The organism is Stenotrophomonas sp. CFBP 13718 (assembly GCF_014842145.1).
GTDB lineage: Bacteria > Pseudomonadota > Gammaproteobacteria > Xanthomonadales > Xanthomonadaceae > Stenotrophomonas.
Map to the genome: position 1 here is coordinate 211,386 of NZ_JACYVC010000001.1, position 20,721 is coordinate 232,106.

The 20,721-nt window shown below is 67.5% G+C and carries 19 protein-coding genes; all 19 read left to right on the forward strand.

Annotation, left to right across the window (positions count from 1 at the left end; translation table 11 throughout):
* Positions 1 to 62 precede the first annotated feature (62 nt).
* The 19 genes from fliP to IFT58_RS01035 all read left to right on the forward strand — a co-directional run bounded on the left by fliP (position 63) and on the right by IFT58_RS01035 (position 20,718).
* Positions 63 to 785, forward strand: a complete 723-nt coding sequence (gene fliP, locus IFT58_RS00945) for a flagellar type III secretion system pore protein FliP (RefSeq protein WP_188327286.1) — start codon at positions 63 to 65, stop codon at positions 783 to 785.
* Positions 786 to 816: 31 nt separating this feature from the next.
* On the forward strand, positions 817 to 1,086 hold the full coding sequence (locus IFT58_RS00950; RefSeq protein ID WP_188324119.1) for a flagellar biosynthetic protein FliQ: 270 nt from the start codon (positions 817 to 819) through the stop codon (positions 1,084 to 1,086).
* A gap of 107 nt (positions 1,087 to 1,193) precedes the next feature.
* Complete coding sequence (fliR, locus tag IFT58_RS00955) at positions 1,194 to 1,985, forward strand: flagellar biosynthetic protein FliR (protein ID WP_192093680.1); 792 nt, start codon at positions 1,194 to 1,196, stop codon at positions 1,983 to 1,985.
* A gap of 135 nt (positions 1,986 to 2,120) precedes the next feature.
* On the forward strand, positions 2,121 to 4,226 hold the full coding sequence (locus IFT58_RS00960; protein ID WP_192093681.1) for an EAL domain-containing protein: 2,106 nt from the start codon (positions 2,121 to 2,123) through the stop codon (positions 4,224 to 4,226).
* 133 nt (positions 4,227 to 4,359) lie between these two features.
* Entirely contained in the window at positions 4,360 to 5,505 is a 1,146-nt protein-coding gene (flhB, locus tag IFT58_RS00965) for a flagellar biosynthesis protein FlhB (RefSeq protein WP_188324122.1), read from the forward strand.
* On the forward strand, positions 5,502 to 7,604 hold the full coding sequence (gene flhA / locus IFT58_RS00970; RefSeq protein ID WP_192093682.1) for a flagellar biosynthesis protein FlhA: 2,103 nt from the start codon (positions 5,502 to 5,504) through the stop codon (positions 7,602 to 7,604). The genes flhB and flhA overlap by 4 nt, the downstream gene beginning before the upstream one ends.
* A 150-nt stretch (positions 7,605 to 7,754) precedes the next feature.
* Entirely contained in the window at positions 7,755 to 9,623 is a 1,869-nt protein-coding gene (gene flhF / locus IFT58_RS00975) for a flagellar biosynthesis protein FlhF (RefSeq protein WP_192079319.1), read from the forward strand.
* The gene (locus IFT58_RS00980) at positions 9,610 to 10,497 is read left to right on the forward strand and encodes a MinD/ParA family protein (protein ID WP_192079317.1); all 888 of its coding nucleotides are present in this window, start codon (positions 9,610 to 9,612) and stop codon (positions 10,495 to 10,497) included. Before flhF ends, IFT58_RS00980 begins: the two co-directional genes overlap by 14 nt.
* Complete coding sequence (locus IFT58_RS00985; RefSeq protein ID WP_188324125.1) at positions 10,494 to 11,237, forward strand: RNA polymerase sigma factor FliA; 744 nt, start codon at positions 10,494 to 10,496, stop codon at positions 11,235 to 11,237. Before IFT58_RS00980 ends, IFT58_RS00985 begins: the two co-directional genes overlap by 4 nt.
* Positions 11,238 to 11,258: 21 nt before the next feature.
* Positions 11,259 to 11,651, forward strand: a complete 393-nt coding sequence (cheY, locus tag IFT58_RS00990; protein ID WP_188324126.1) for a chemotaxis response regulator CheY — start codon at positions 11,259 to 11,261, stop codon at positions 11,649 to 11,651.
* Positions 11,651 to 12,283: a protein phosphatase CheZ gene (locus IFT58_RS00995; protein ID WP_192079315.1), complete on the forward strand. Its 633-nt coding sequence runs from the start codon at positions 11,651 to 11,653 to the stop codon at positions 12,281 to 12,283. Before cheY ends, IFT58_RS00995 begins: the two co-directional genes overlap by 1 nt.
* Before the next feature lie 2 nt (positions 12,284 to 12,285).
* Positions 12,286 to 14,130: a chemotaxis protein CheA gene (locus IFT58_RS01000; RefSeq protein WP_192093683.1), complete on the forward strand. Its 1,845-nt coding sequence runs from the start codon at positions 12,286 to 12,288 to the stop codon at positions 14,128 to 14,130.
* A gap of 72 nt (positions 14,131 to 14,202) precedes the next feature.
* A complete protein-coding gene (locus IFT58_RS01005) occupies positions 14,203 to 14,943 on the forward strand; it encodes a flagellar motor protein (protein WP_188324129.1) in 741 nt (246 codons plus the stop codon).
* Position 14,944: 1 nt separating this feature from the next.
* Positions 14,945 to 15,937, forward strand: coding sequence for a flagellar motor protein MotD (gene motD, locus IFT58_RS01010; RefSeq protein ID WP_192093684.1), 993 nt, complete (start codon positions 14,945 to 14,947; stop codon positions 15,935 to 15,937).
* 4 nt (positions 15,938 to 15,941) lie between these two features.
* On the forward strand, positions 15,942 to 16,724 hold the full coding sequence (locus IFT58_RS01015; protein ID WP_188324131.1) for a ParA family protein: 783 nt from the start codon (positions 15,942 to 15,944) through the stop codon (positions 16,722 to 16,724).
* A complete protein-coding gene (locus IFT58_RS01020; protein WP_192093685.1) occupies positions 16,721 to 17,761 on the forward strand; it encodes a chemotaxis protein CheW in 1,041 nt (346 codons plus the stop codon). Before IFT58_RS01015 ends, IFT58_RS01020 begins: the two co-directional genes overlap by 4 nt.
* Before the next feature lie 254 nt (positions 17,762 to 18,015).
* Entirely contained in the window at positions 18,016 to 18,324 is a 309-nt protein-coding gene (locus tag IFT58_RS01025; RefSeq protein WP_188324133.1) for an STAS domain-containing protein, read from the forward strand.
* Positions 18,321 to 18,686 carry a response regulator gene (locus IFT58_RS01030; protein WP_192079307.1) on the forward strand — a complete coding sequence of 122 codons (366 nt, stop codon included), beginning with the start codon at positions 18,321 to 18,323 and terminating at the stop codon, positions 18,684 to 18,686. Before IFT58_RS01025 ends, IFT58_RS01030 begins: the two co-directional genes overlap by 4 nt.
* Before the next feature lie 46 nt (positions 18,687 to 18,732).
* Positions 18,733 to 20,718: a chemotaxis protein CheA gene (locus IFT58_RS01035; RefSeq protein WP_192093686.1), complete on the forward strand. Its 1,986-nt coding sequence runs from the start codon at positions 18,733 to 18,735 to the stop codon at positions 20,716 to 20,718.
* Positions 20,719 to 20,721: the final 3 nt, after the last annotated feature.

A 20,721-nucleotide genomic window follows, 5' to 3' on the forward strand; every position in this document is an offset into this window, starting at 1 on the left:
TGCCGCGCGCAGGCCATCGGCCCGCAGCCACCCGCTGGCTCCCTTGGCTGGCGTTGCTGGTGATGTTGCTGCTGCCCGCGCTGGCCTTCGCGGTGCCGGGTGCGCCGGCCACGCCGCTGCCCGACGTGAATGTCGGCCGCATCGGTGGGCAACCGGTCAGCCTGCCGCTGCAGACCCTGCTGCTGATGACCGCGATCACCCTGATCCCGTCGATGCTGCTGGTGCTCACCGCGTTCACCCGCATCATCGTCGTGCTGGCCCTGCTGCGGCAGGCGCTGGGCACCGGCCAGACGCCCTCCAACCAGGTCATGCTCGGCCTTGCCCTGTTCCTGACCGCGATGATCATGTTGCCGACCTGGGACAAGGCCTGGAGCACCGGCATGGCGCCTTACCTGGACGGGCAGATTGATTTCCAGTCCGCCTGGACGCTGACCACGCAGCCACTGCGCGCCTTCATGCTGGCGCAGATCCGCGAAACCGACCTGATGACCTTTGCCGGCATCGCCGGCCATGGCACCTATGCCAGTCCAGACGCGGTGCCCTTCCCGGTGCTGGTGGCGTCCTTCGTCACCAGCGAGCTGAAGACCGCCTTCGAAATCGGCTTCCTGATCTTCATCCCCTTCGTGATCATCGATCTGGTCGTGGCCAGCGTACTGATGTCGATGGGCATGATGATGCTGTCGCCCATGCTGGTGTCGGCGCCCTTCAAGATCCTGTTGTTCGTGCTGGTCGATGGCTGGGTGCTGACCGTCGGCACACTGGCCGCCAGCTTCAATCCTTCCTGAGTCGCCCGGCCCCTCTTCCACTGGAATTCCGATGTCTCCCGAACTTGCCCTGACCGAACTGCGCGGCGGCCTGATCGCTACCCTATGGGTGGCCGGCCCCCTGTTGCTTACCGTGCTGGTGGTGGGCGTGGTGGTGGGCATCGTGCAAGCCGCCACCCAGCTCAACGAGCCGACCATCGCGTTCGTCGCCAAGGCGGCGGCGCTGACGGCCGTCCTGTTCGCGCTGGGCAGCCTGCTGCTGGGACATATGGTGGAGTTCACCATCCTGCTGTTCCAGCGCATTCCCCATCTGATCGGCTAGGTCGTGCGCTTCGTCCCACCCTGCATCGGTACCCGATGGGCGCACGCACCCTTCGTCGTCCGCCTGGACGGCTGCAACAGGGGCCGGATCCCGCTGGAGGGCGGCTGATGGATCCTGCGACCCAGATGGCGACCGACGGCCTGCAGGCCTTCGGCATGATCGGCGATACGCTGTGGACCCTGCTGCGGCTGGGCGCCATGATCATGGCAATGCCGCTGATCGGTACCCGCGCGGTGCCGTCCCGCATCAAACTGCTGCTGTCGGCGACGCTGTCGATCGCACTGGCGCCGATCCTTCCGCCCGTCCCCAGCTGGGTGGGATTCGATGCGGCTACCGTACTGACCATCTTCCGCGAACTGGTGATCGGGATAACGATCGGCTTCATGCTGCGGCTGGTATTCGAGGCCGGCGCGTTGGCCGGCGAGCTGATCGCCCAAGGCACCGGCCTGTCCTTCGCGCAGATGGCCGACCCGATGCGCGGGGGCAGCTCGGGCGTCATCGGGCAATGGTTCTACCTGATGTTCGGCCTGCTGTTCTTCACCGCCAACGGCCATCTGGCGTTGATCTCGCTGCTGGTGGACAGCTATCGCGCATTGCCGATCGGCACCACCCTGCCCGATCCGCAGGCACTGACCACCTTGGCTCCCAGCTTCCTGCTGACCGTGCTGCGTGGCGGCGTCGGACTGGCGTTGCCGCTGATCGTGGCGATGCTGGCGGTCAACCTGGCCTTCGGCGCACTCGCCCGTGCAGCCCCGGCGCTCAATCCGATCCAGCTCGGCCTGCCGGTATCGCTGCTGTTGGGGCTGGCCCTGCTGGCCGTGCTGGCGGGCGAGATGGGCCCACCCGTGCAGCGCCTGTTCGATGCCGCCTTTGATGCGGCCGGTGCCGTGGTCCGCTGATCGCAGCATGCAAGGCAGCTCACTGACAGCAGGCAGGGATACCACCGCGTATGTATCCACGCCATTTAGCGGTAGATTCATCGGGAAGATGCGCTGACCTGCACGAGCCAGCGCAAGTCGAACAGGAGATCGACGATGCTGCAGGGCCGCTACGAGATTTCGTTGGTCATGTTGTCCCTGCTGGTCGCTGCGCTGGCATCGTTCACCGCACTGGCCATGGCATCACGCGCTGCGCGCAGCGACGGCGCGTCGGCGATGTGGGCCTGGCGGCTCGGCGGCGGCTGCGCCATGGGCCTTGGCATCTGGTCGATGCACTTCATCGGCATGCTGTCCTTCGCGCTGCCCATTGCGGTGGCCTATGACCGGACCCTGACCTCCGCGTCGCTGGCGATCGCCATCGGATCATCCGTGTTCGCCCTCTGGCTGGTCACCCGGCCCACCCTGCCGCACGGACGGTTGGCCGGTGGCGCAGTGCTGATGGGCACCGGCATTGCCAGCATGCACTACGTCGGCATGCTGGCCATGCGTATGCAGCCGCCCATCCAGTGGCACTTCGGCTGGGTCGTCGCCTCGCTGCTGGTGGCTGTCGCGGCAAGCTGGAGCGCCCTGTTCATCGTGTTCCGTCTGCACCGCTCACAAGCGCGCCTGTCGGCACGCCTGGCCGCATCGGTCATGCTCGGCGCCGGCATTGGCGGCATGCACTACACCGGCATGGCCGCAGCGCGGTTTCCGCAGGACAGCGTCTGCGGCGCACTGGCTGGCGGCAGCTTGCCCAGCGACATCCTGGCGCTGCTGGTCGTGCTGGTTACCGGGCTGATACTGGGAGGGGCGTTGTTGTTGGCCTGGATGGAGCAACGCCTGCAGACCCACCTGCTGCGCGTACGCAACGCTTCACTCAGCCACAGCCTGGATGATGCACACGCCGAACTGACACGGGCTGCGTTGCACGACCCCCTCACCCGCCTGCCCAATCGCAGGCTGTTGCAGCAGCACATCGAGCAATCGCTCAGCGAGGTGGCCACATCGGGCCAGCGCTTCGCTGTGGTGTTCATCGATCTGGACGGGTTCAAGCACGTCAACGACGTCTACGGGCACCAGACCGGCGATGCGCTGCTGATTGCAGTCAGCGAGCGGCTTGGCCGCCTGCTGCGTCCGCGTGACCTGCTTGCACGCCTGGGCGGGGATGAGTTCGTGCTGGTGGCCGACCTGGACGCAGGGCAGGACATGACCCTGCTTGCGCAGCACATGCTGCAGGCGCTGGATGTCCACGATCTGGTCGTCGGCCACGAGTTGCGGGTTAGCGCGAGCATCGGCATCGCCCTGTGCCCCGACCACGCGATGTCCGAGCGACAGCTGATGGCCTGCGCCGACGCTGCGATGTACCAGGCCAAGCAGCGGGGTCGCAACCGCTATGTGGTCTACATCGAGGGGATGGAGTCCGATGCCGCTGCGCAAGCGGCGCTGCAGGCCGAGCTTCGCGCCGCCATCGACGGCCACCAGCTGCTGCTGCATTACCAACCGAAGCTGCGGGTAGAAGACGGGGACGTCTGCGGTGCCGAAGCCCTGGTCCGCTGGCAGCATCCGCAGCGCGGCCTGATCGCCCCCGACCAGTTCATCGGCCTGGCCGAACGCAGCGGCCTGATCGGCGCGCTGGGGCGCTGGGCGCTGGATGAAGCGTGCAGGCAGCTGCGCCAGTGGCATTGCCTTGGCCAGGACGACTGGACGATATCAGTGAACCTGTCGCCGCTGCAGTTCACCGCGCCCGGCCTGCTGCAGGATGTGGCCAGTGCGTTGGCACGTCATCAGCTGCCCGCGCGCCAGCTCATCCTTGAAATCACCGAGAGCACGGTGATGCGCGACACGACGACCAGCACCGACCTGTTGCAGGGATTGTCGGCGCTGGGAGTGGGCATCTCCATCGACGACTTCGGCACCGGCTATTCCAGCCTGTTCTACCTCAAGCGCTTGCCCGCCACGGAACTGAAGATCGACCACGCCTTCGTGCGCGACCTGGCCAACAGCCGCGAGGACGTGGTCATCGTGTCGTCCATCATCGCGTTGGGCCGCGCCCTGCACATGGACGTGGTGGCCGAAGGCGTGGAAACCATCGCCCAGCGGCGCTGCCTGGAGCAGCTGGGATGCACCTCCCTGCAGGGCTATCTGCTGGGGCGTCCGGTCGAGGCCGCACGTTTCCTGCAGTTGCACGGTGAGCGAAGGCCGCAGGTGAAGCCGACCCCGTAGCGCCGAGCCACGCTCGGCGGATACCCGCATCGTCCGGGCCCGCTTCGCTCGCCGACCCCGGGTCGGCGCTACCGGTGAGCTGCAACGGCACGGATCTTGCAGCCTGCCGGGCACCCCCCTGGATCTGCGCGCGATGTCCGAGAACGAAGACGGCGGCGAAAAAACCGAACAGCCAACTGAAAAACGACTGCGCGAGGCCCGCGAACAGGGCAATACGCCGCGCTCGCGCGAGTTGGCCACCGCTGCGGTATTCGGCGGGGGCGTGCTGGCGGTGATGGCCACCGGCGGGCAGCTGGCCAGCGGCGGCATCGACTGGATGAAACAGGCGCTGACCCCCGACCTCTCGCTGCGCCAGCACCCGATGGAGCTGTTCGGGCATGTCGGTGACCTGTTCCTGCGCCTGCTGCTGGTCACCGCACCGCTGTTGATCGTCTGCCTGCTGGCCAGCTTCCTGGCCCCGGTGGTGATGGGTGGCCTGCGCTGGTCCGGCAAGGCGATGATGCCCGACTTCACCCGGATGAATCCCGCCTCCGGCCTCAAGCGCCTGTATGGCCCCGAAGCGGTCGCCGAGTTCGTCAAATCCCTGCTGCGCGTGCTGTTCGTCGGCACCGCCGCCACCATCGTGATGATGGGCGGCATGGACCTGCTGCGTGGCCTGCTGCACCAGCCGTTGGAGACGGCCATCGTGCGCGGCCTCGGCTTCACCCTGAAGCTGCTGCTGGCCACGGCGGTGGCGATGCTGCTGCTGGCTTTCATCGATGCGCCGTACCAGCGCTGGAACTGGCTGCGCAAGCTGAAGATGACCCGTGAAGAACTGCGCCGCGAGATGAAGGAAAGCGAAGGCAGCCCGGAAGTGAAGGGGCGCATCCGCCAGCTGCAGCACGAAATGTCCAACCGCCGGATGATGGAAGCGGTACCCACCGCCGACGTGGTGCTGGTCAATCCGACCCATTACGCCGTCGCGCTGAAGTACGAAGGCGGCAAGATGGGCGCGCCCAAGGTGGTCGCGCTGGGGGTGGATGAAACCGCCCAGCACATCCGCAAGATCGCCGAGGGCAACAAGGTGGCCATCGTCTCGGCGCCGCCTTTGGCACGGGCCTTGTATCGGGAAGGGGAACTCGGAAAGGAAATCCCCGTGAGACTGTATTCGGCCGTTGCCCAGGTGCTCTCCTACGTCTACCAGCTGCGCAGCTGGCGCACCGGCCCCATGCCCAGCCAGCCGTACGTGGACGTGGCCGAATACGCACCGGGCACCGCGCCTGACGGGGCGCCGCGATGAGCGCCCAGCCCGGCACCTTCAATACCCGCAGCATCCTGGCCATGATCCGCCAGGGGCTCGGCGCGCCGCTGATCGTCATGGCCCTGCTGGCCATGGTGGTCGTACCGCTGGCCGCCCCCGTACTGGATGCGCTGTTCACCTTCAACATCGCCATCTCGATGATGGTGCTGCTGGCGGTGGTGTATGTGAAGCGTCCGCTGGACTTCACCATCTTCCCGATCGTGCTGCTGGTCACCACGATGCTGCGGTTGGCACTGAATGTCGCCTCCACCCGCGTGATCCTGCTCAACGGCCAGAACGGTCACGAGGCCGCCGGCAAGGTGATCGCCGCCTTCGGCGAGTTCGTCATCGGCGGCAACTACGCCGTCGGCATCGTGGTCTTCGCGATCCTGACCATCATCAATTTCGTGGTGATCACCAAAGGTGCAGGCCGCGTCTCCGAAGTGACCGCGCGCTTCATCCTCGACTCGATGCCCGGCAAGCAGATGGCCATCGATGCCGACCTCAATGCCGGATTGTTGACGCGTGAAGAGGCCAAGGCCCGGCGCGAGGAGGTCCGCGAGGAAGCAGACTTCTACGGTGCGATGGACGGTGCCAGCAAGTTCATCCGCGGCGACGCCATCGCCGGCATCCTGATCCTCTTCATCAACATGATCGGCGGCCTGGCCGTCGGCATGCTCCAGCACAACATGGCCTTCGGCGACGCAGCGGCTACCTACACCCTGCTGTCCATCGGTGACGGCCTGGTGGCGCAGCTGCCGGCGCTGCTGGTGTCCAGTGCGGTGGCGATGCTGGTCACCCGCGCCTCGCGCTCGCAGGACATGAGCCAGGCCATGATGGGCCAGGTGTTCGGCCAGTACCGTGCGCTGGCCATCACCGCCGGCATCATCGGCGTGGTCGGCCTGGTCCCGGGCATGCCGAACGTCGCCTTCCTGACGCTGGCGGGGATCCTGGGCTTCATGGCCTGGAAGATATGGAAAAAGAGCCAGCTGGCCGAGACGCAGGCCAACGCCGCGCCGACCGCCCAGCCGATGGACGCGCTGGGTCGCCCCGCCGCCCCCGCACCCAGCGCCGAACTGACCTGGGACGAACTGCGTCCGGTCGACCCGCTGGGCCTGGAAGTGGGCTACCGGCTGATCCCGCTGGTCGATGCCGCACAGGGCGGCGAACTGATGGCCCGCATCAAGGGCGTGCGTCGCAAGCTGACGCAGGACATCGGCTTCCTGATTCCCTCGGTGCACATCCGCGACAACCTGGAACTGCCCGCCACCGCCTACCGCCTGCTGATCCACGGCGTGCCGGTCGCGACGGCGGAAATCCATCCTGACCGCGAACTGGCGCTGGACCCGGGCAGTGCCTTGGGCCAGCTGGACGGCATCGCCGGCAAGGACCCGGCCTTCGGCCTGGATGCCACGTGGATCCAGCCGCATCAGCGCGCCCATGCGGAATCGATGGGCTACACCGTGGTGGACCCGGCCACCGTGGTCGCCACCCACCTGTCCCACCTGATCCGCGAGCATGCGCCGGAGCTGCTGGGTCATGAGGAAGTGCAACAGCTGCTGGCCAACCTGGCCAAGAGCGCCCCGAAGCTGGTCGAAGACCTGACCCCGAAGGCCGTGCCGCTGTCGGTGGTGGTACGCGTGCTGCAGAACCTGTTGATCGAGCGCATCCCGGTACGCCAGCTGCGCAAGATCGCCGAGTCGCTGGTGGAAACCGCACCGTCCAGCCAGGACCCGACCGTGCTCACCGCGGCAGTGCGCAACACGCTGGGCCGTTTCATCGTGCAGGAGATCGCCGGCATGTCCGCCGAGCTGCCGGTGTTCACCCTCAACCCGCAATTGGAACGCGTCTTGCAGGAGTCCACGCAGGGTAACGGCGCTGCGCTGGAACCCGGACTCGCCGAACGGCTGCACCAGAGTCTTGCCGACTGTGTCAGCAAGCAGGAAGCCCGCAACGAGCCCGCCGTGGTGCTGGTACCGGGCCCGGTCCGTGCCGCGCTGGCACGCCTGGTCCGTCACAGCGTTCCATCGCTGTCGGTGCTGGCGTACAGCGAGGTGCCGGAAGACAAGCGGTTGAAGCTGGTCGGCACGATCAGCTGACCGCGGGCCTCCACCGGCGCCGGGAAACCGGCAGCAGCGCCGCCGCCACCGTAGTGATCCAACCATTTTCCAAGGGGACCCCGCACCGTGCAGACCACCGAACAATCGCGATCCCCTGCCACCGAACCGACTCCGTCCCGGTACCCCAGCATGAAAATCAAACGCTTCGTCGCCGCCGACATGCGATCGGCCATGAACCTGGTCCGCAAGGAACATGGACCGGATGCGGTCATCCTGTCCAACCGGCGGATCGAGGAAGGCGTCGAAATCGTGGCGGCCGCACATTACGACGAGAGCGTGGTGCAGCGTGCACTGGAAACCGCCCGCAAGGACAGTGCGCCCGTGCAGGCAGCCGCACCGGCGCCGCGTCCGCGCACCGCCGCCGACGCGATGATCGCCGCGATGACCCGTCGCCGCGAGCCGGTCGCCGAGATCGAACCGGTGGCGGCGACCACGTCGGCCGTTGCGGCCCTGGCACGCGCAGCGGTGGGCGCGACGGGTCGCACGTTGAACAGCAGCGATGAAATCGTCATGCAGCGCGGCAGCGAAGGATTCGCGGCGACCCTGGCCCGTGCCGCCGGCGGTGCACTGCATCGCGAAGCGCCGCAGCGTGTCAACGAACCGGCGCTGCCGGAGCAGATCTTTGCCCCGTTCGAACACGCACAGCCCGAACCGCGCCAGCAGGCCAGCGCACCGCGCCCACTGCCGCCGCTGCCGCGCGCGTGGGTGGAAGATGAAGCCTTCGCCATCGAGCCGCCGGTCGTTACCGCGCCGGTCATCCGCCCCCCGACCGTGCTGCCGCCGCCGCTGCCGATGGCCTTCGCTGCGCAGATGCCGATGATCGGTAGCGCCGAGCCACGCTCTGCGGACACCCTCCCGGTGCCGCAGACCCACGCCGCCCCGGACACCCTCTCGACGCCGCAGCCCCCGGCCGCCCCGGACATCTCCGCGGCCCCGCAGCCGCCTGCCGCCCTGGACACCTTCCCGGCGCCGACCTCCGGTAGCGCCGAGCCACGCTCGGCGGAAACCTTGCCGGCCCTGCAGGTCGCCGAGGCCGTACAACCGGCGCGCCCGATCGTCGCCCCGCCGACCCTCACCGTCATCGCCCGCGACGACGAAGAGATGCGCCACCTGCGCAACGAAGTGGCCGGCATGCGCCAGGTGATCGAGCGCGAAATGCACCGCTTCACCGATGAGCGCCTGCGCGGCAATCCAGTGCGCGCCGCCGCGCTGGACCTGATGGACGAATATGGCTTCGATGCCGGTATCGCCCGCGACGTGGTGCTGCAGATCCCGCTGGAGACCGAGGCCCACCGCGGTCGCGGCCTGATGCTGGGCCTGCTCTCGCGCAAGCTGCCGATCTCGCCGGTCGACCCGCTGGAGGCAGGCGGTGTGATCGCGCTGGTCGGCCCCACCGGTGCCGGCAAGACCACCACCATCGCCAAGCTTGCCTCGCGCTTTGCCGAAAGCCACGCCCCGCGCGATGTCGCCCTGGTCACCACTGATACCACCCGCATCGGCGCCCGCGAGCAGCTGTACGGCTTCGGCCGCCAGCTCGGCATCGCCGTGCACGAGGCCAGCAGCGGCACCGACCTGGATCAGTTGCTGGAACGCCTGAAGGACTACAAGCTGGTGCTGATCGACACCGCAGGCGTCGGCCCGCGCGACCGCACCCTGGCCTCGCAGCTGCAGTGGCTGCGCGCCGCGCCGAAGGTCAGCACCCTGCTGGTGCTGCCGGCCAACACCAGCTTCGGCGACATGGACGAAGTGGTGCGCCGCTTCAGCGCCGCCAACCTGCAGGGCGTCGTGCTGAGCAAGCTGGACGAGACCGGTCGCTTCGGTACGGCCCTGTCGGTCGCCGTCGACCACCGCCTGCCGATCACCTGGGTGACCGATGGCCAGGACGTTCCTGAAGACCTGCACCGGGCCAGTGCGGCCAATCTTGTACTTCGCCTTGAAGATTTGCGCCGCGCGGCCGATATGCCCTGCAACCCGGAGTTGAACCATGCCGTCGCGTGAATACGCCAAGCTGACCACGACCTTCCCGTTGTCGGCCACCCGCAGCCAGCCGCTGGGCCCGGTCCGCACCATCGCCGTCACCGGCGGCAAGGGCGGCGTGGGCAAGACGAACGTTTCGGCCAACATGGCCGTGGCGCTCGCTGGCATGGGCAAACGCACGCTGCTGCTGGATGCCGACCTCGGCCTGGCCAACATCGACGTGATCCTCGGCCTGAAGCCGGAGTTCACCCTGGCCGACCTGATCGCCGGGCGCTGCACGCTGGAAGAAGTGATCATCGAGGGACCCAACGGCGTGCTGGTGGTTCCGGCTGCATCCGGTCGGCGACACATGGCCGAGCTGGCACCGGCCGAGCACATCGGCCTGGTCAACGTGTTCTCCGAGCTGGAGCGCGATCTGGACGTGATGGTGGTCGACACGGCCGCCGGCATCACCGACGGCGTGCTGACCTTCTGCCAGGCCGCGCAGGACACCGTGGTGGTGGTCTGCGATGAGCCGGCCTCGATCACCGATGCCTACGCGCTGATCAAGGTGTTGTCGCGCGAACGCGGCGTGGATCGCATCCAGGTGGTGGCCAACATGGTGCGCGACCCCAACGAAGGGCGCGTGCTGTATGAAAAGCTCAGCCGGGTCTGCGAGAAATTCCTCGCCGATGTCTCGCTGAACTACCTCGGCTGCGTGCCGCAGGATGACTGGCTGCGCATGTCCGTGCAGCGCCAGCAGCCGGTGGTGAAAGCCTACCCGTCCAGCCCGTCGGCGCTGGCGATCAACGAAATCGCCCGCCGCACCGCCCGCTGGCAGGCACCGACCGAGCCGCGCGGTGGCGTGGAGTTCTTCCTCGAACGCATCCTCAAGCAGCGGGGGGTGGTGGCATGAAAGGCGCCGCTCAATACCGCGAGGTGCAGCGCACCGCCGCCACCGAGTGCATCGCGCAGCATTCGGACCTGGTGCGGCGCATCGCCCACCACCTGGCCGCGCGACTGCCCGCCAGCGTCGAGATCGATGACCTGATCCAGGCCGGCATGATGGGCCTGATGGAAGCGTCGCGCAGCTACGACGCCGACCAGGGGGCCTCGTTTGAAACCTATGCCTCGATCCGCATCCGCGGTTCGATGATCGATGAGATCCGGCGCGGCGACTGGGTGCCGCGCTCGGTGCACCGCCGCGCCCGCGATGCCGCCTCGACCATCCGTCGCCTGGAGCAGACCACGGGTCGCGCCGCATCGGCCACCGAAGTGGCCGCGGCGATGGACATCCCGCTGCCGGAATACCTACGGCTGATGGAAGATGCCTCGCGTGGCCAGGTGCTGAGCCTGGAATCGCGCATCGAAGACCAGGGCGAGCTGGATACCGTCGCCCAAGGCGGACCCACCCCGCAGCAGGTGCTGGAGCGCAGCCAGTTCGGCAGCGAGCTGGGCAAGGCCATCGGCCACCTGCCCGAGCGCGAACAGCTGGTGCTGTCGCTGTACTACGAACAGGAATTGAACCTTAAAGAGATCGGCGCAGTGCTCGGTGTGAGCGAGTCGCGGGTCTGCCAGATCCATGGCCAGGCGGTATTGCGCCTGCGTGGCCGACTGAAAGCCTTCGAGGCCGTTGACGCGGGCCTGGAAGCATAAGTACCCAAGAGGAATGAAGCTTTGAACAAGAACATGCGCATCCTGATCGTCGACGATTTCTCGACCATGCGTCGCATCGTCAAGAACCTGCTGGGCGACCTGGGCTTCAGCAACACCGCCGAGGCCGAGGATGGGCATGCCGCGCTGGCGTTGCTGCAGAGCCAGTCCTTCGACTTCGTGGTGACCGACTGGAACATGCCGGTCATGACCGGCATCGAGCTGCTGAAGGCCATCCGTGCCGACGCCAAGCTGAAGACCCTGCCGGTACTGATGGTGACCGCCGAAGCCAAGCGCGAGCAGATCATCGAAGCGGCACAGGCCGGCGTGAACGGCTACATCATCAAGCCCTTCACCGCACAGACGCTGCAGGAAAAACTGGGCAAGATCTTCGAACGCCTGGCGGCGAGCGCTTGATGGACGTCGCCATGGACAAGGCGTGGCTGGTCCAACGCCTGCAGGAAGCATTGGCCGCACTGGAAGCCGGAGATGAAGCCGGCTGGCGTGTGCAGATCGACGCGCTGGCGGCGGCACGCACCCAGCCGATGATGGCCGGCCTGTCACGATTGGCCCGCGAGCTGGGCCAGGCGCTGGGAGAACTGCCCACCGTCGGTCATGACGCCGATGCTGAAGAGCTCGACGATGCGTGCGCGCGGCTGGACCACGTGGTCACGATGACCGAACAGGCCACCCACCGCACCTTGGACCTGACCGAGGAATGCCGTGCCCTGACCGCCCGCCTGGGCGAGGAGGCGCTGCCCGCACTGGAGCAGCAGCAGGCACTCGAGCGTATCCGCCACAACCTGACCGAGATCGCGCTGACCCAGAGTTACCAGGACCTGACCGGCCAGATCATCCGCCGTGTGGTGGGCATCGTGCGCCGCGTACATGAAGGCTTCGGTGCCCTGGGCCTGCCGCCGGAGCTGCAGGCATCGCGCCAACAGGGCCGCACTGAGCCGGCGCTGGCCGGACCGGCCGTGGCCGGTGTGGATCGCCACGCGGTGTCCCAGCTGGACGCCGACGACCTGCTGTCCGACCTGGGGCTCTGAGCATGAGTGGAATCGCCGACGACATCGCTGCGGACTTCATCATCGAGGCGCAGGAAATCCTGGATCGTCTCGGCGAGCAGCTGGTCACCCTGGAGCAGGACCCGCAGGACAGCCCCCAGCTCAATGCGGTGTTCCGGGGATACCACACGCTGAAAGGCGGTGCCGGCTTCCTCGGCATCCACGCCATGGTGGAGCTGTGCCACGCCGCCGAGGAAACCCTCGGCCTGGCGCGCTCCGGACAGGCCACGCTGCAGCCGCATCACTTCGATGCCGGCCAACAATCGCTGGACTATCTGCAGGCGATGCTGGATGCGGTGTCGGCCGGCGAAGAACCGGGCCATGCCCCGCCGGACCTGATCGCCCAGTTCGATGTCGGCGCGGCCCCCTCGCCTGCCGCGTCGGCCGCGCTGGCCGGCAACGACGCCGGTTCGGAAATGATCAGCGACGATGAGTTCGAGGCCCTGCTCGACCAGTTGCATGGCGGCGCCGCGCCCACGGCGGTCGCGCCCAAGGCCGACGATGGCATGATCAGCGAGGACGAGTTCGAGGCCTTGCTGGATCAGCTGCATGGCGGCGCTGTGCCGGGCAGTACACTCGCGCAGCAGGCGCCCGTTGCACAGGCGGCCCCGCCGCCGAAGCGCCCTGCCGCCGCGCCCACGCCCGCGCCCAAGCCCGCCAAGCCGCTGGCCGAGGCCGAACACACCGTGCGCGTGGACACCAAGCGCCTGGATGCCATCGTCAACCTGATCGGCGAACTGGTGCTGTCGCGCAACCGCCTGAAGACCCTGCGCGTGCGTTTGCGCGACGAAGAGCTTGATCGCGCCGTGTCCACGCTGGACATCGCGACCGCGCGTCTGCAGTCGGCGGTCATGCGCACCCGCATGCAGCCGGTGGGCAAGGTCTTCTCGCGTTTCCCGAAAGTGGCGCGCGATGTCGCGCGCTCGCTGAACAAGGAAGTGGAACTGGAACTGTTCGGCGCCGAAACCGAACTGGACCGCAACCTGGTCGAGGCACTGGCCGATCCGCTCGTGCATCTGGTGCGCAATGCCATCGACCACGGCGTGGAGATGCCCGACCTGCGTGAAGCGCAGGGCAAGCCCCGCAGCGGCCACGTGCGCTTGTCCGCGCAGCAGGAAGGCGACTACGTCAGCATCGAAGTGCAGGATGACGGCGCCGGCATCGACCCGGAGAAACTGCGTGCCAAGGCGCGCGAGAAGGGCCTGATCGATCCGGAGGCCGCTGCCCGCCTGAGCAGCGAAGAGTGCCTGCACCTGGTGTTCCTGCCGGGCTTCTCGACCAAGGCCGAGGTCACCGACATCTCCGGCCGCGGCGTGGGCATGGACGTGGTGCAGTCGCGCATCCGCGAACTCAGCGGACAGATCCAGATCCAGTCCGAACTGGGCCGCGGCAGCCGCTTCATGATCCGCGTGCCGCTTACCCTGGCCATTCTGCCGACCCTGCTGGTGCAGGCCGGCGAGGATGTGTACGCCCTGCCGCTGGCACGCGTGCTGGAGGTGCTGCATGCACCGGCCACGTCCCTCGGCTGGTTCGATGGACGCGCCGTGCTTGATCGCCTGTCGCACACCCTGGCCCTGGTGGACCTGCGCCACTGGCTGGACGTGGAACCGGCACCGTCGCACCTGCTGACCATCGTCGTGCTGCAGGCGGGCGAGACCCGCTTCGGCCTGGTCGTGGACCAGGTGCGGGGCCGCGAAGAGGTCGTCATCAAACCGCTGCCCAAGGCCCTGCGCGGGCTGCGTGGTTATGCCGGGGCGACCCTGATCGGCGATGGACGCATGGCCCTGATCCTGGATGTGGACGGCCTTCGCAGCCCGCACGACGGATGAAAACTGTGACGCCGGTCGGCCACTGCCTGGCCACCACCTCAAGTCACCCCGCTACAGGCCGATAACCGATCCATGGACAGACTCAGCCTCATCGGACTCTTCCTCGCCTTGGCATCTCTGGTGGGGGGCAGCATCCTCAAGGGCGCCGGCCTGGCGTCGTTGTGGTCGCCTGCCGCGTTCGTCATCGTCATCGTCGGCACCCTTGCCTCGATCCTGCTGCATACCGCGCCGGCAGTGTTCAAGCACGCCTTCAAGATCGTGCGTTGGGTCATCCGCCCGCCGCAGAGCGACCGCCGCCAGCTGATCACGCAGATCGTGGAATGGAGCAACATCGCGCGCCGCCAGGGCTTGCTGGGCCTGGAGGCGCAGGTCGACGCGCAGAGCGATCCGTTCCTGCGCAAGGGGCTGCAGTTGCTGGTGGATGGCGTGGAGCCGGAAACCATCCGGCACATGCTGGAGATCGAACTGAGCAGCCAGGAACACAAAGACCTGGCCGCGTCGAAGGTATTCGAAGCCATGGGCATCTATGCCCCGACGCTGGGCATCATCGGCGCGGTGCTGGGCTTGATCGCCGTGATGAAGAACCTTGCCGACCCCAGCAAGCTGGGACACGGCATCGCGGCGGCCTTCACCGCCACCATCTACGGCATCGCCTCGGCCAACCTGCTGTTCCTGCCGGTGTCCGCCAAGCTGAAGAGCGTGATCGCCCACACTACGCGCGATCGCGAGATGGCCATCGAAGGCATCATCTCGATCGCCCACGGCGAGAACCCGCGCAACATCGAAACCAACCTGAGCGGATTCCTGCACTGACATGGCCCGCCGCCGTCACCACGAAGAGCATGCCAACCATGAGGCCTGGGCGATTCCGTACGCCGACCTGATGACGCTGCTGCTTGCCTTCTTCGTGGTGATGTATGCCATCTCCACGGTCAACGAAGGCAAGTACCGGGTGGTCGCCAGTGCCTTGAGCAGCGCCTTCGGGTCTGCGCCACGCACCATCAACCCGGTGCAGGTAGGCAGTCACCAGGTAAAGGGCGGCGGCTGGGACACCCCGTCGGTGATCAACGCCGGCAGCCGCGTCGGTCCCTCGGCACCGGCCCCGGCCAACGACCCTACCCTGCTGCCCTCGATGGCATCGCAGATGCGCTCGCCCATCTCGTTCCGCGACCAGGAGCAGCTGAAGCAGGCCGAAAAACAGCTGGATGGCATCGCCGACCGACTCACCGCCGCGCTCACACCGCTGATCGACCGCGGCATGATCACCGTGCGCCGTACCGAGCTGTGGATCGAAGTAGAGATCAACAGCGACATCCTGTTCCCCACCGGCGCATCGATGCTCGATGTGCACGCACGCGACACGCTCGCCAAGCTGGCCGAGGTGCTGCGTGACGTGCCCAACAGCGTGCGCGTGGAAGGCCACACCGACAACATCCCGATCGCCACGGCCCAGTTCCCGTCGAACTGGGAACTGTCGGCGGCCCGTGCGGCGAGCGTGGTGCATCTGTTCGCCGATCAGGGGCTGCAGCCCGCCCGGTTGGCGATGGTCGGCTACGGCGAGTTCCGCCCCCGCGAAGACAACACCAGTGCGGACGGCCGCAACCGCAACCGCCGCGTGATGGTGATCATCCTGGCCGATACCAGCCACGGCGTGGATCCCATCAGCCAGCGCCTCAACGCCTCCAGCGACACCGACGCGCCGGTGATCGCCCCTATTGCCTTACCCCCCCTCCCGCAGGCGCCCCGCGCGCCCGCCCCGGCCGGCAGCCCCATCGGCGCCGCCGTCACCCCCGCCATGAAGGAGTAGACCGATGCGCATCTGGGCAATCGCCAACCAGAAGGGCGGAGTCGGCAAGACCACCACCACCCTCGCACTGGGGCGCCAACTGGCCGGCCTGGGCCATCGCGTGCTGCTGATCGATCTCGATCCGCATGCATCGCTGACCCGCTCGTTCGGCATTCCGCTGGATCCACCGCCGGCGGGCGTACTGGATCTGTTCGCCACCCCGCCGGTGGAGCTGTCCGTGCTCAGCCACCCCAGCGCCATCCCCGGCCTGGACCACGTCTGCGCGCAGGCCGCACTGGCCACGCTGGAACGGCGCAGCGCCAACCAGCCGGGCCTGGGCCTGTCGCTGCAGAACGCGTTGGCCCGCCACAAAGGCCGTCACGATTACATCCTGCTGGACTGCGCACCCACGCTGGGCTTGCTGATGATCAACGCACTGGCAGCCGCTGATCGCCTGATCATTCCCACCCAGGCCGAGCCGTTGGCCCTGCACGGTCTGGATGGCATGGTCCGCACCGGCGAGATGGTGGAGCGCTCGCGCCGCCGTCCGCTGCCGATGTCGATCCTGCCTACCCTGTTCGATCGACGCACCCGCGCCGGCAACGAGACGCTGCGGCAGATGCAGGACCGCCACCTCACGCGGGTCTGGGATGACGCGATTCCGGTCGACACCCGCATGAGCAGCGCTGCCACCCTGATGACGCCGGTGGAAGGCGATGACTACCCCGGGCGCGGGCTCGCGGCCTATCGACGTGCGCTGGAGTGGATCCTGACCGACGATGCGCGCGCGCTGGAGCAGGCCGCATGAACAACGAACAGGTGCTGGACGACTATCTGGAACAGTTGCTGGGTGACGCGGTGGCATCGGCCGACGCGCCTGCGGCCGACGCTGCGCAGGTGCTCGCCCCTGCAGTGCCGGATGACGCTGACGACGCGCGCGAGCCCACTTGGGATGACCTGCCGCATGAGGTCGTCTACGAAACCGGCGCCCCCGCCGTCGTGGACGATGAAGAAGCAGCGCTGCAGGCTGCCTTCGATGCCACCCTGGACGCGATGAACCACGCCAGCGCCGCGACGCCGCCCGAACGCCCACCGACCTGGGATGACCTGCCCGACGAGGTGATCTACGAAACCGGCGAGGACATCGCGGCCGTGCTGGCCAATGCGGACAGCCCGTCGCTGGAAGCCGCCTTTGCCGCCGCTGCCGACCCGACCGCGGCAGACACGGCGATCCTGGCAGCGCCCGCCGCGCCGATCGCCGCCGCCGCGGTTGCCCGCGCCCCCGCGCCCCCGCGCATTCCGAACCGCCCGTCCAACCTGCTGCCGCCGGCGAGCGCGGCCGGCGCGCCCAGCACGTGGCAGGAACTGCAGGAACAGGCCCGTGAGAACGGACATGCGTCCTCACCCCAGCGCCGCGCCGCCGAGCGCAGCTCGCGCTGGCTGCGCCTGCGCTGTGGCAGCCAGGCCTACGCGCTGGAGCTGCTGAAGGTGCAGGAGGTAGTGCTGCCGGTGCCGTTGCTGTCGCTGCGCGGCACCGCCCCGGCCATGCTGGGCATCATGAACCTGCGTGGGCAGGTGGTACCGGTGATGGACCTGGGCATCCACTTGGGTGGCGCACCCGCGGGCGAAGATGCGCTGACCCGCATCGTGGTGCTGGAGGAGAACGGCGACATCATGGGCCTGCGGGTCACCGCGGTCGAGGATGTGACCAACCTCAGCGACTCGCAGATCGAGCCCCCGGACACCGCGCGTATCTGCCGGATCAGCAACGACATCTTCCGTGGCGTGGCCCGGGTAAGCGCCCAGCCGATGATCCTGCTCGACGCCACGCGCCTGCTGAACTGATCGCAGCCAGCCGGCCTCTGACGCGGCCGGTGATCCGGGTGCTGCGGCCGCTGGAGCGCGTGGCGGTGGGGATGGCGGTGCGCTTGGTGGTGCGCCTGATGGTGCGCTCGGCGGTGCGCTTGGTGGGTGCGCCTGGTAGAGCTGACTTCAGTCGGCTGCTTTTCCCGCCCTTGCCCATAAACAAAAAAACCCATCCCTAAAGCTTTCCCGGAAATTGCCGCTATGAAGTCTGGAACCGTTTGTCCGGAGCAACAATGAGCACAGTGGACCTGGGTGAAGATCTCGGCATCGAGAGCAGCACCGAGCTGAAGAACCGCCTGGCCCCGCTGCTGGCCGAGGCCGCGCCCGTGGTGCTTGACGCCAGTCGGGTCAGCCGCATCCACACCGCAGCGGTGCAGGTGCTGTGCGCGTTCGTGCACGACCGCCGCAGTGCAGGCCGGCCGACACAGTTCAGCGGATGCACCGCAACCTTTTCCGACGCCGCGCGACTGCTCGGCGTCAGCCAGGCCCTCGGCCTGGATGTACCCCATGACAACCTGAATTCTGTGGAGAACGCGGCATGAGCGCACGTATCTTGGTGGTGGATGACTCGGCGTCGATGCGCCAGATGGTCTCCTTCGCCCTCACCTCGGCCGGCTTTGCCGTCGAAGAAGCCGAGGATGGCGCCGTCGCACTCAACCGCGCCAAGGGACAGCGCTTCAACGCCGTGGTGACCGACGTCAACATGCCCAACATGGATGGCATCTCGCTGATCCGCGAGCTGCGCCAGTTGGCTGAGTACAAGTTCACCCCGATGCTGATGCTGACCACCGAGTCAGCGGCAGACAAGAAATCCGAAGGCAAGGCGGCCGGTGCGACCGGCTGGCTGGTGAAGCCGTTCAATCCCGAACAGCTGATCGCCACCGTGCAGAAAGTCCTGGGCTGATCGCCCTCGCCGCCCCCGTCCCCCGCGCCCCTGGAACACACCTGACATGAGCATGGACCTGCAACGATTCCACGCCACCTTCTTCGAGGAAAGCCGCGAAGGGCTGGATGCGATGGAAGCTGGACTGCTGACCCTGGAATCCGGCCAGCACGATGCAGAGATCATCAATTCGGTGTTCCGGGCCGCGCACTCGATCAAGGGCGGCGCCGGCACCTTCGGCTTCGATGCCATCGCCGCGCTGACCCATGTGCTGGAAACGCTGCTGGACGAGCTGCGTGCCGGCAAGCGCGCGCTGGAAGCCAACGCTGTCGACGCCATGCTGGCATCGGTGGACGTGCTGCGCGCCCTGCAGCGCGAAGCCGAACACGGCGTGCAGGCCGACCCGGCCGTGGTCGCCGCGATGAAGGCGCGCCTGGAAGGCATTCTGTCCGGGCAGGCGCCCGCCGCCGCCGCGAGTGCGCCCGCTGCCGCCGTTGAAGCCGAGCCGGAAGCCTGGCAGATCGGCTTTACGCCGGCGCCGTCGATGTTCATGAGCGGCAACGATCCGCTGCGGATCATCCGCGAGCTGGAGCACCTCGGCCCGCTGCAGGTGCAGGCCCGCATGGAACGCCTGCCCGGCTTCGAGCAGTTGGATCCGTTCGAAGCGCACCTGGCATGGGACCTCGGCCTGATCGGCAAGATCAAGCGCAGCCAGATCGAAGACACCTTCGCCTGGGTGGTCGATGACTGCGAACTGGACATCCGTCCGGTCGCGCCGCCCAGCCTGGCCCTCGATCCGGTGGTCGAGGTCGCCCCGCAGGCGGCCGCTGCACCGATCGCAGCAGCCACCCCCGGCGCGGCGCCGGCCGCACCGCCGGCCGAGGCAGAGACCTCGATCCGGGTGAGCGTGGACAAGGTCGACGCCCTGATCAATCTGGTGGGCGAACTCGTCATCACCCAGGCCATGCTCAAGCAGGTCTCCAACCACATCGACCCGGCCCACGCCGAGCGCCTGTTCGCCGGCCTGGACCTGCTGGAGCGCAACACGCGTGACCTGCAGGAAGCGGTCATCGGCGTGCGCATGCTGCCGGTGGATGCGGTGTTCCGCCGCTTCCCGCGTCTGGTCCGCGACCTCTCCACGCGATTGGGCAAGCAGGTGCGCCTGAAGACGATCGGCGAAGGCACCGAACTGGACAAGGGCCTGATCGAAAAGATCGCCGATCCCCTGGTCCACCTGGTGCGCAACTCCATCGACCACGGCTTGGAAATGCCGGAGTTCCGCCGCAATGCGGGCAAGGACGAAACCGGCACGATCACCCTGGCGGCATCGCACCAGGGCGGCCACATCGTCATTGAAGTCAGCGACGACGGCCACGGCCTGAACCGCGAACGCATCCTGGCGAAGGCAGCCGAGCGCGGCCTTGCCGTGCCGGACAACCCCACCGATTCGCAGGTCTGGGACCTGATCTTCCAGCCCGGTTTCTCCACGGCAGATGCCGTGACCGACCTGTCCGGCCGCGGTGTGGGCATGGACGTGGTCCGTCGCAACATCCAGGCGCTGGGCGGTGAGGTGCAGATCGAAAGCCGCGCCGGTTTCGGGACGCGCACGCTGATCCGCCTGCCGCTGACCCTCGCCATCCTCGACGGCATGACCGTTTCGGTGGCGGGCGAAACCTTGATCCTGCCGCTGGCCTATGTACTGGAAGCATTGCAGCCGCAAGCCAGCGACATCCGCACCATGGCCGGCGAAGGCCGCGTGCTGCGCGTGCGCGGCGAGTACCTGCCCATCCTGTCGTTGAGCGAGTACTACGGCTACGGCCAGCGTCACAGCGATGAGTCGCTGGTGGTGGTGGTGGAAGGCGATGGCCAGAAGATCGCGCTGGAAGTGGACGAACTGGTCGGCCAGCAGCAGGTTGTCGTGAAGAACATCGAGAACAACTACCGCCGCATCGGCGGCGTGTCCGGCGCCACCATCCTCGGCGATGGCCGCGTGGCCCTGATCGTCGACATCGGCGGCCTGGTCCGCTCGCTGCGGGTGCCGCAGGCGGCCTGAGCC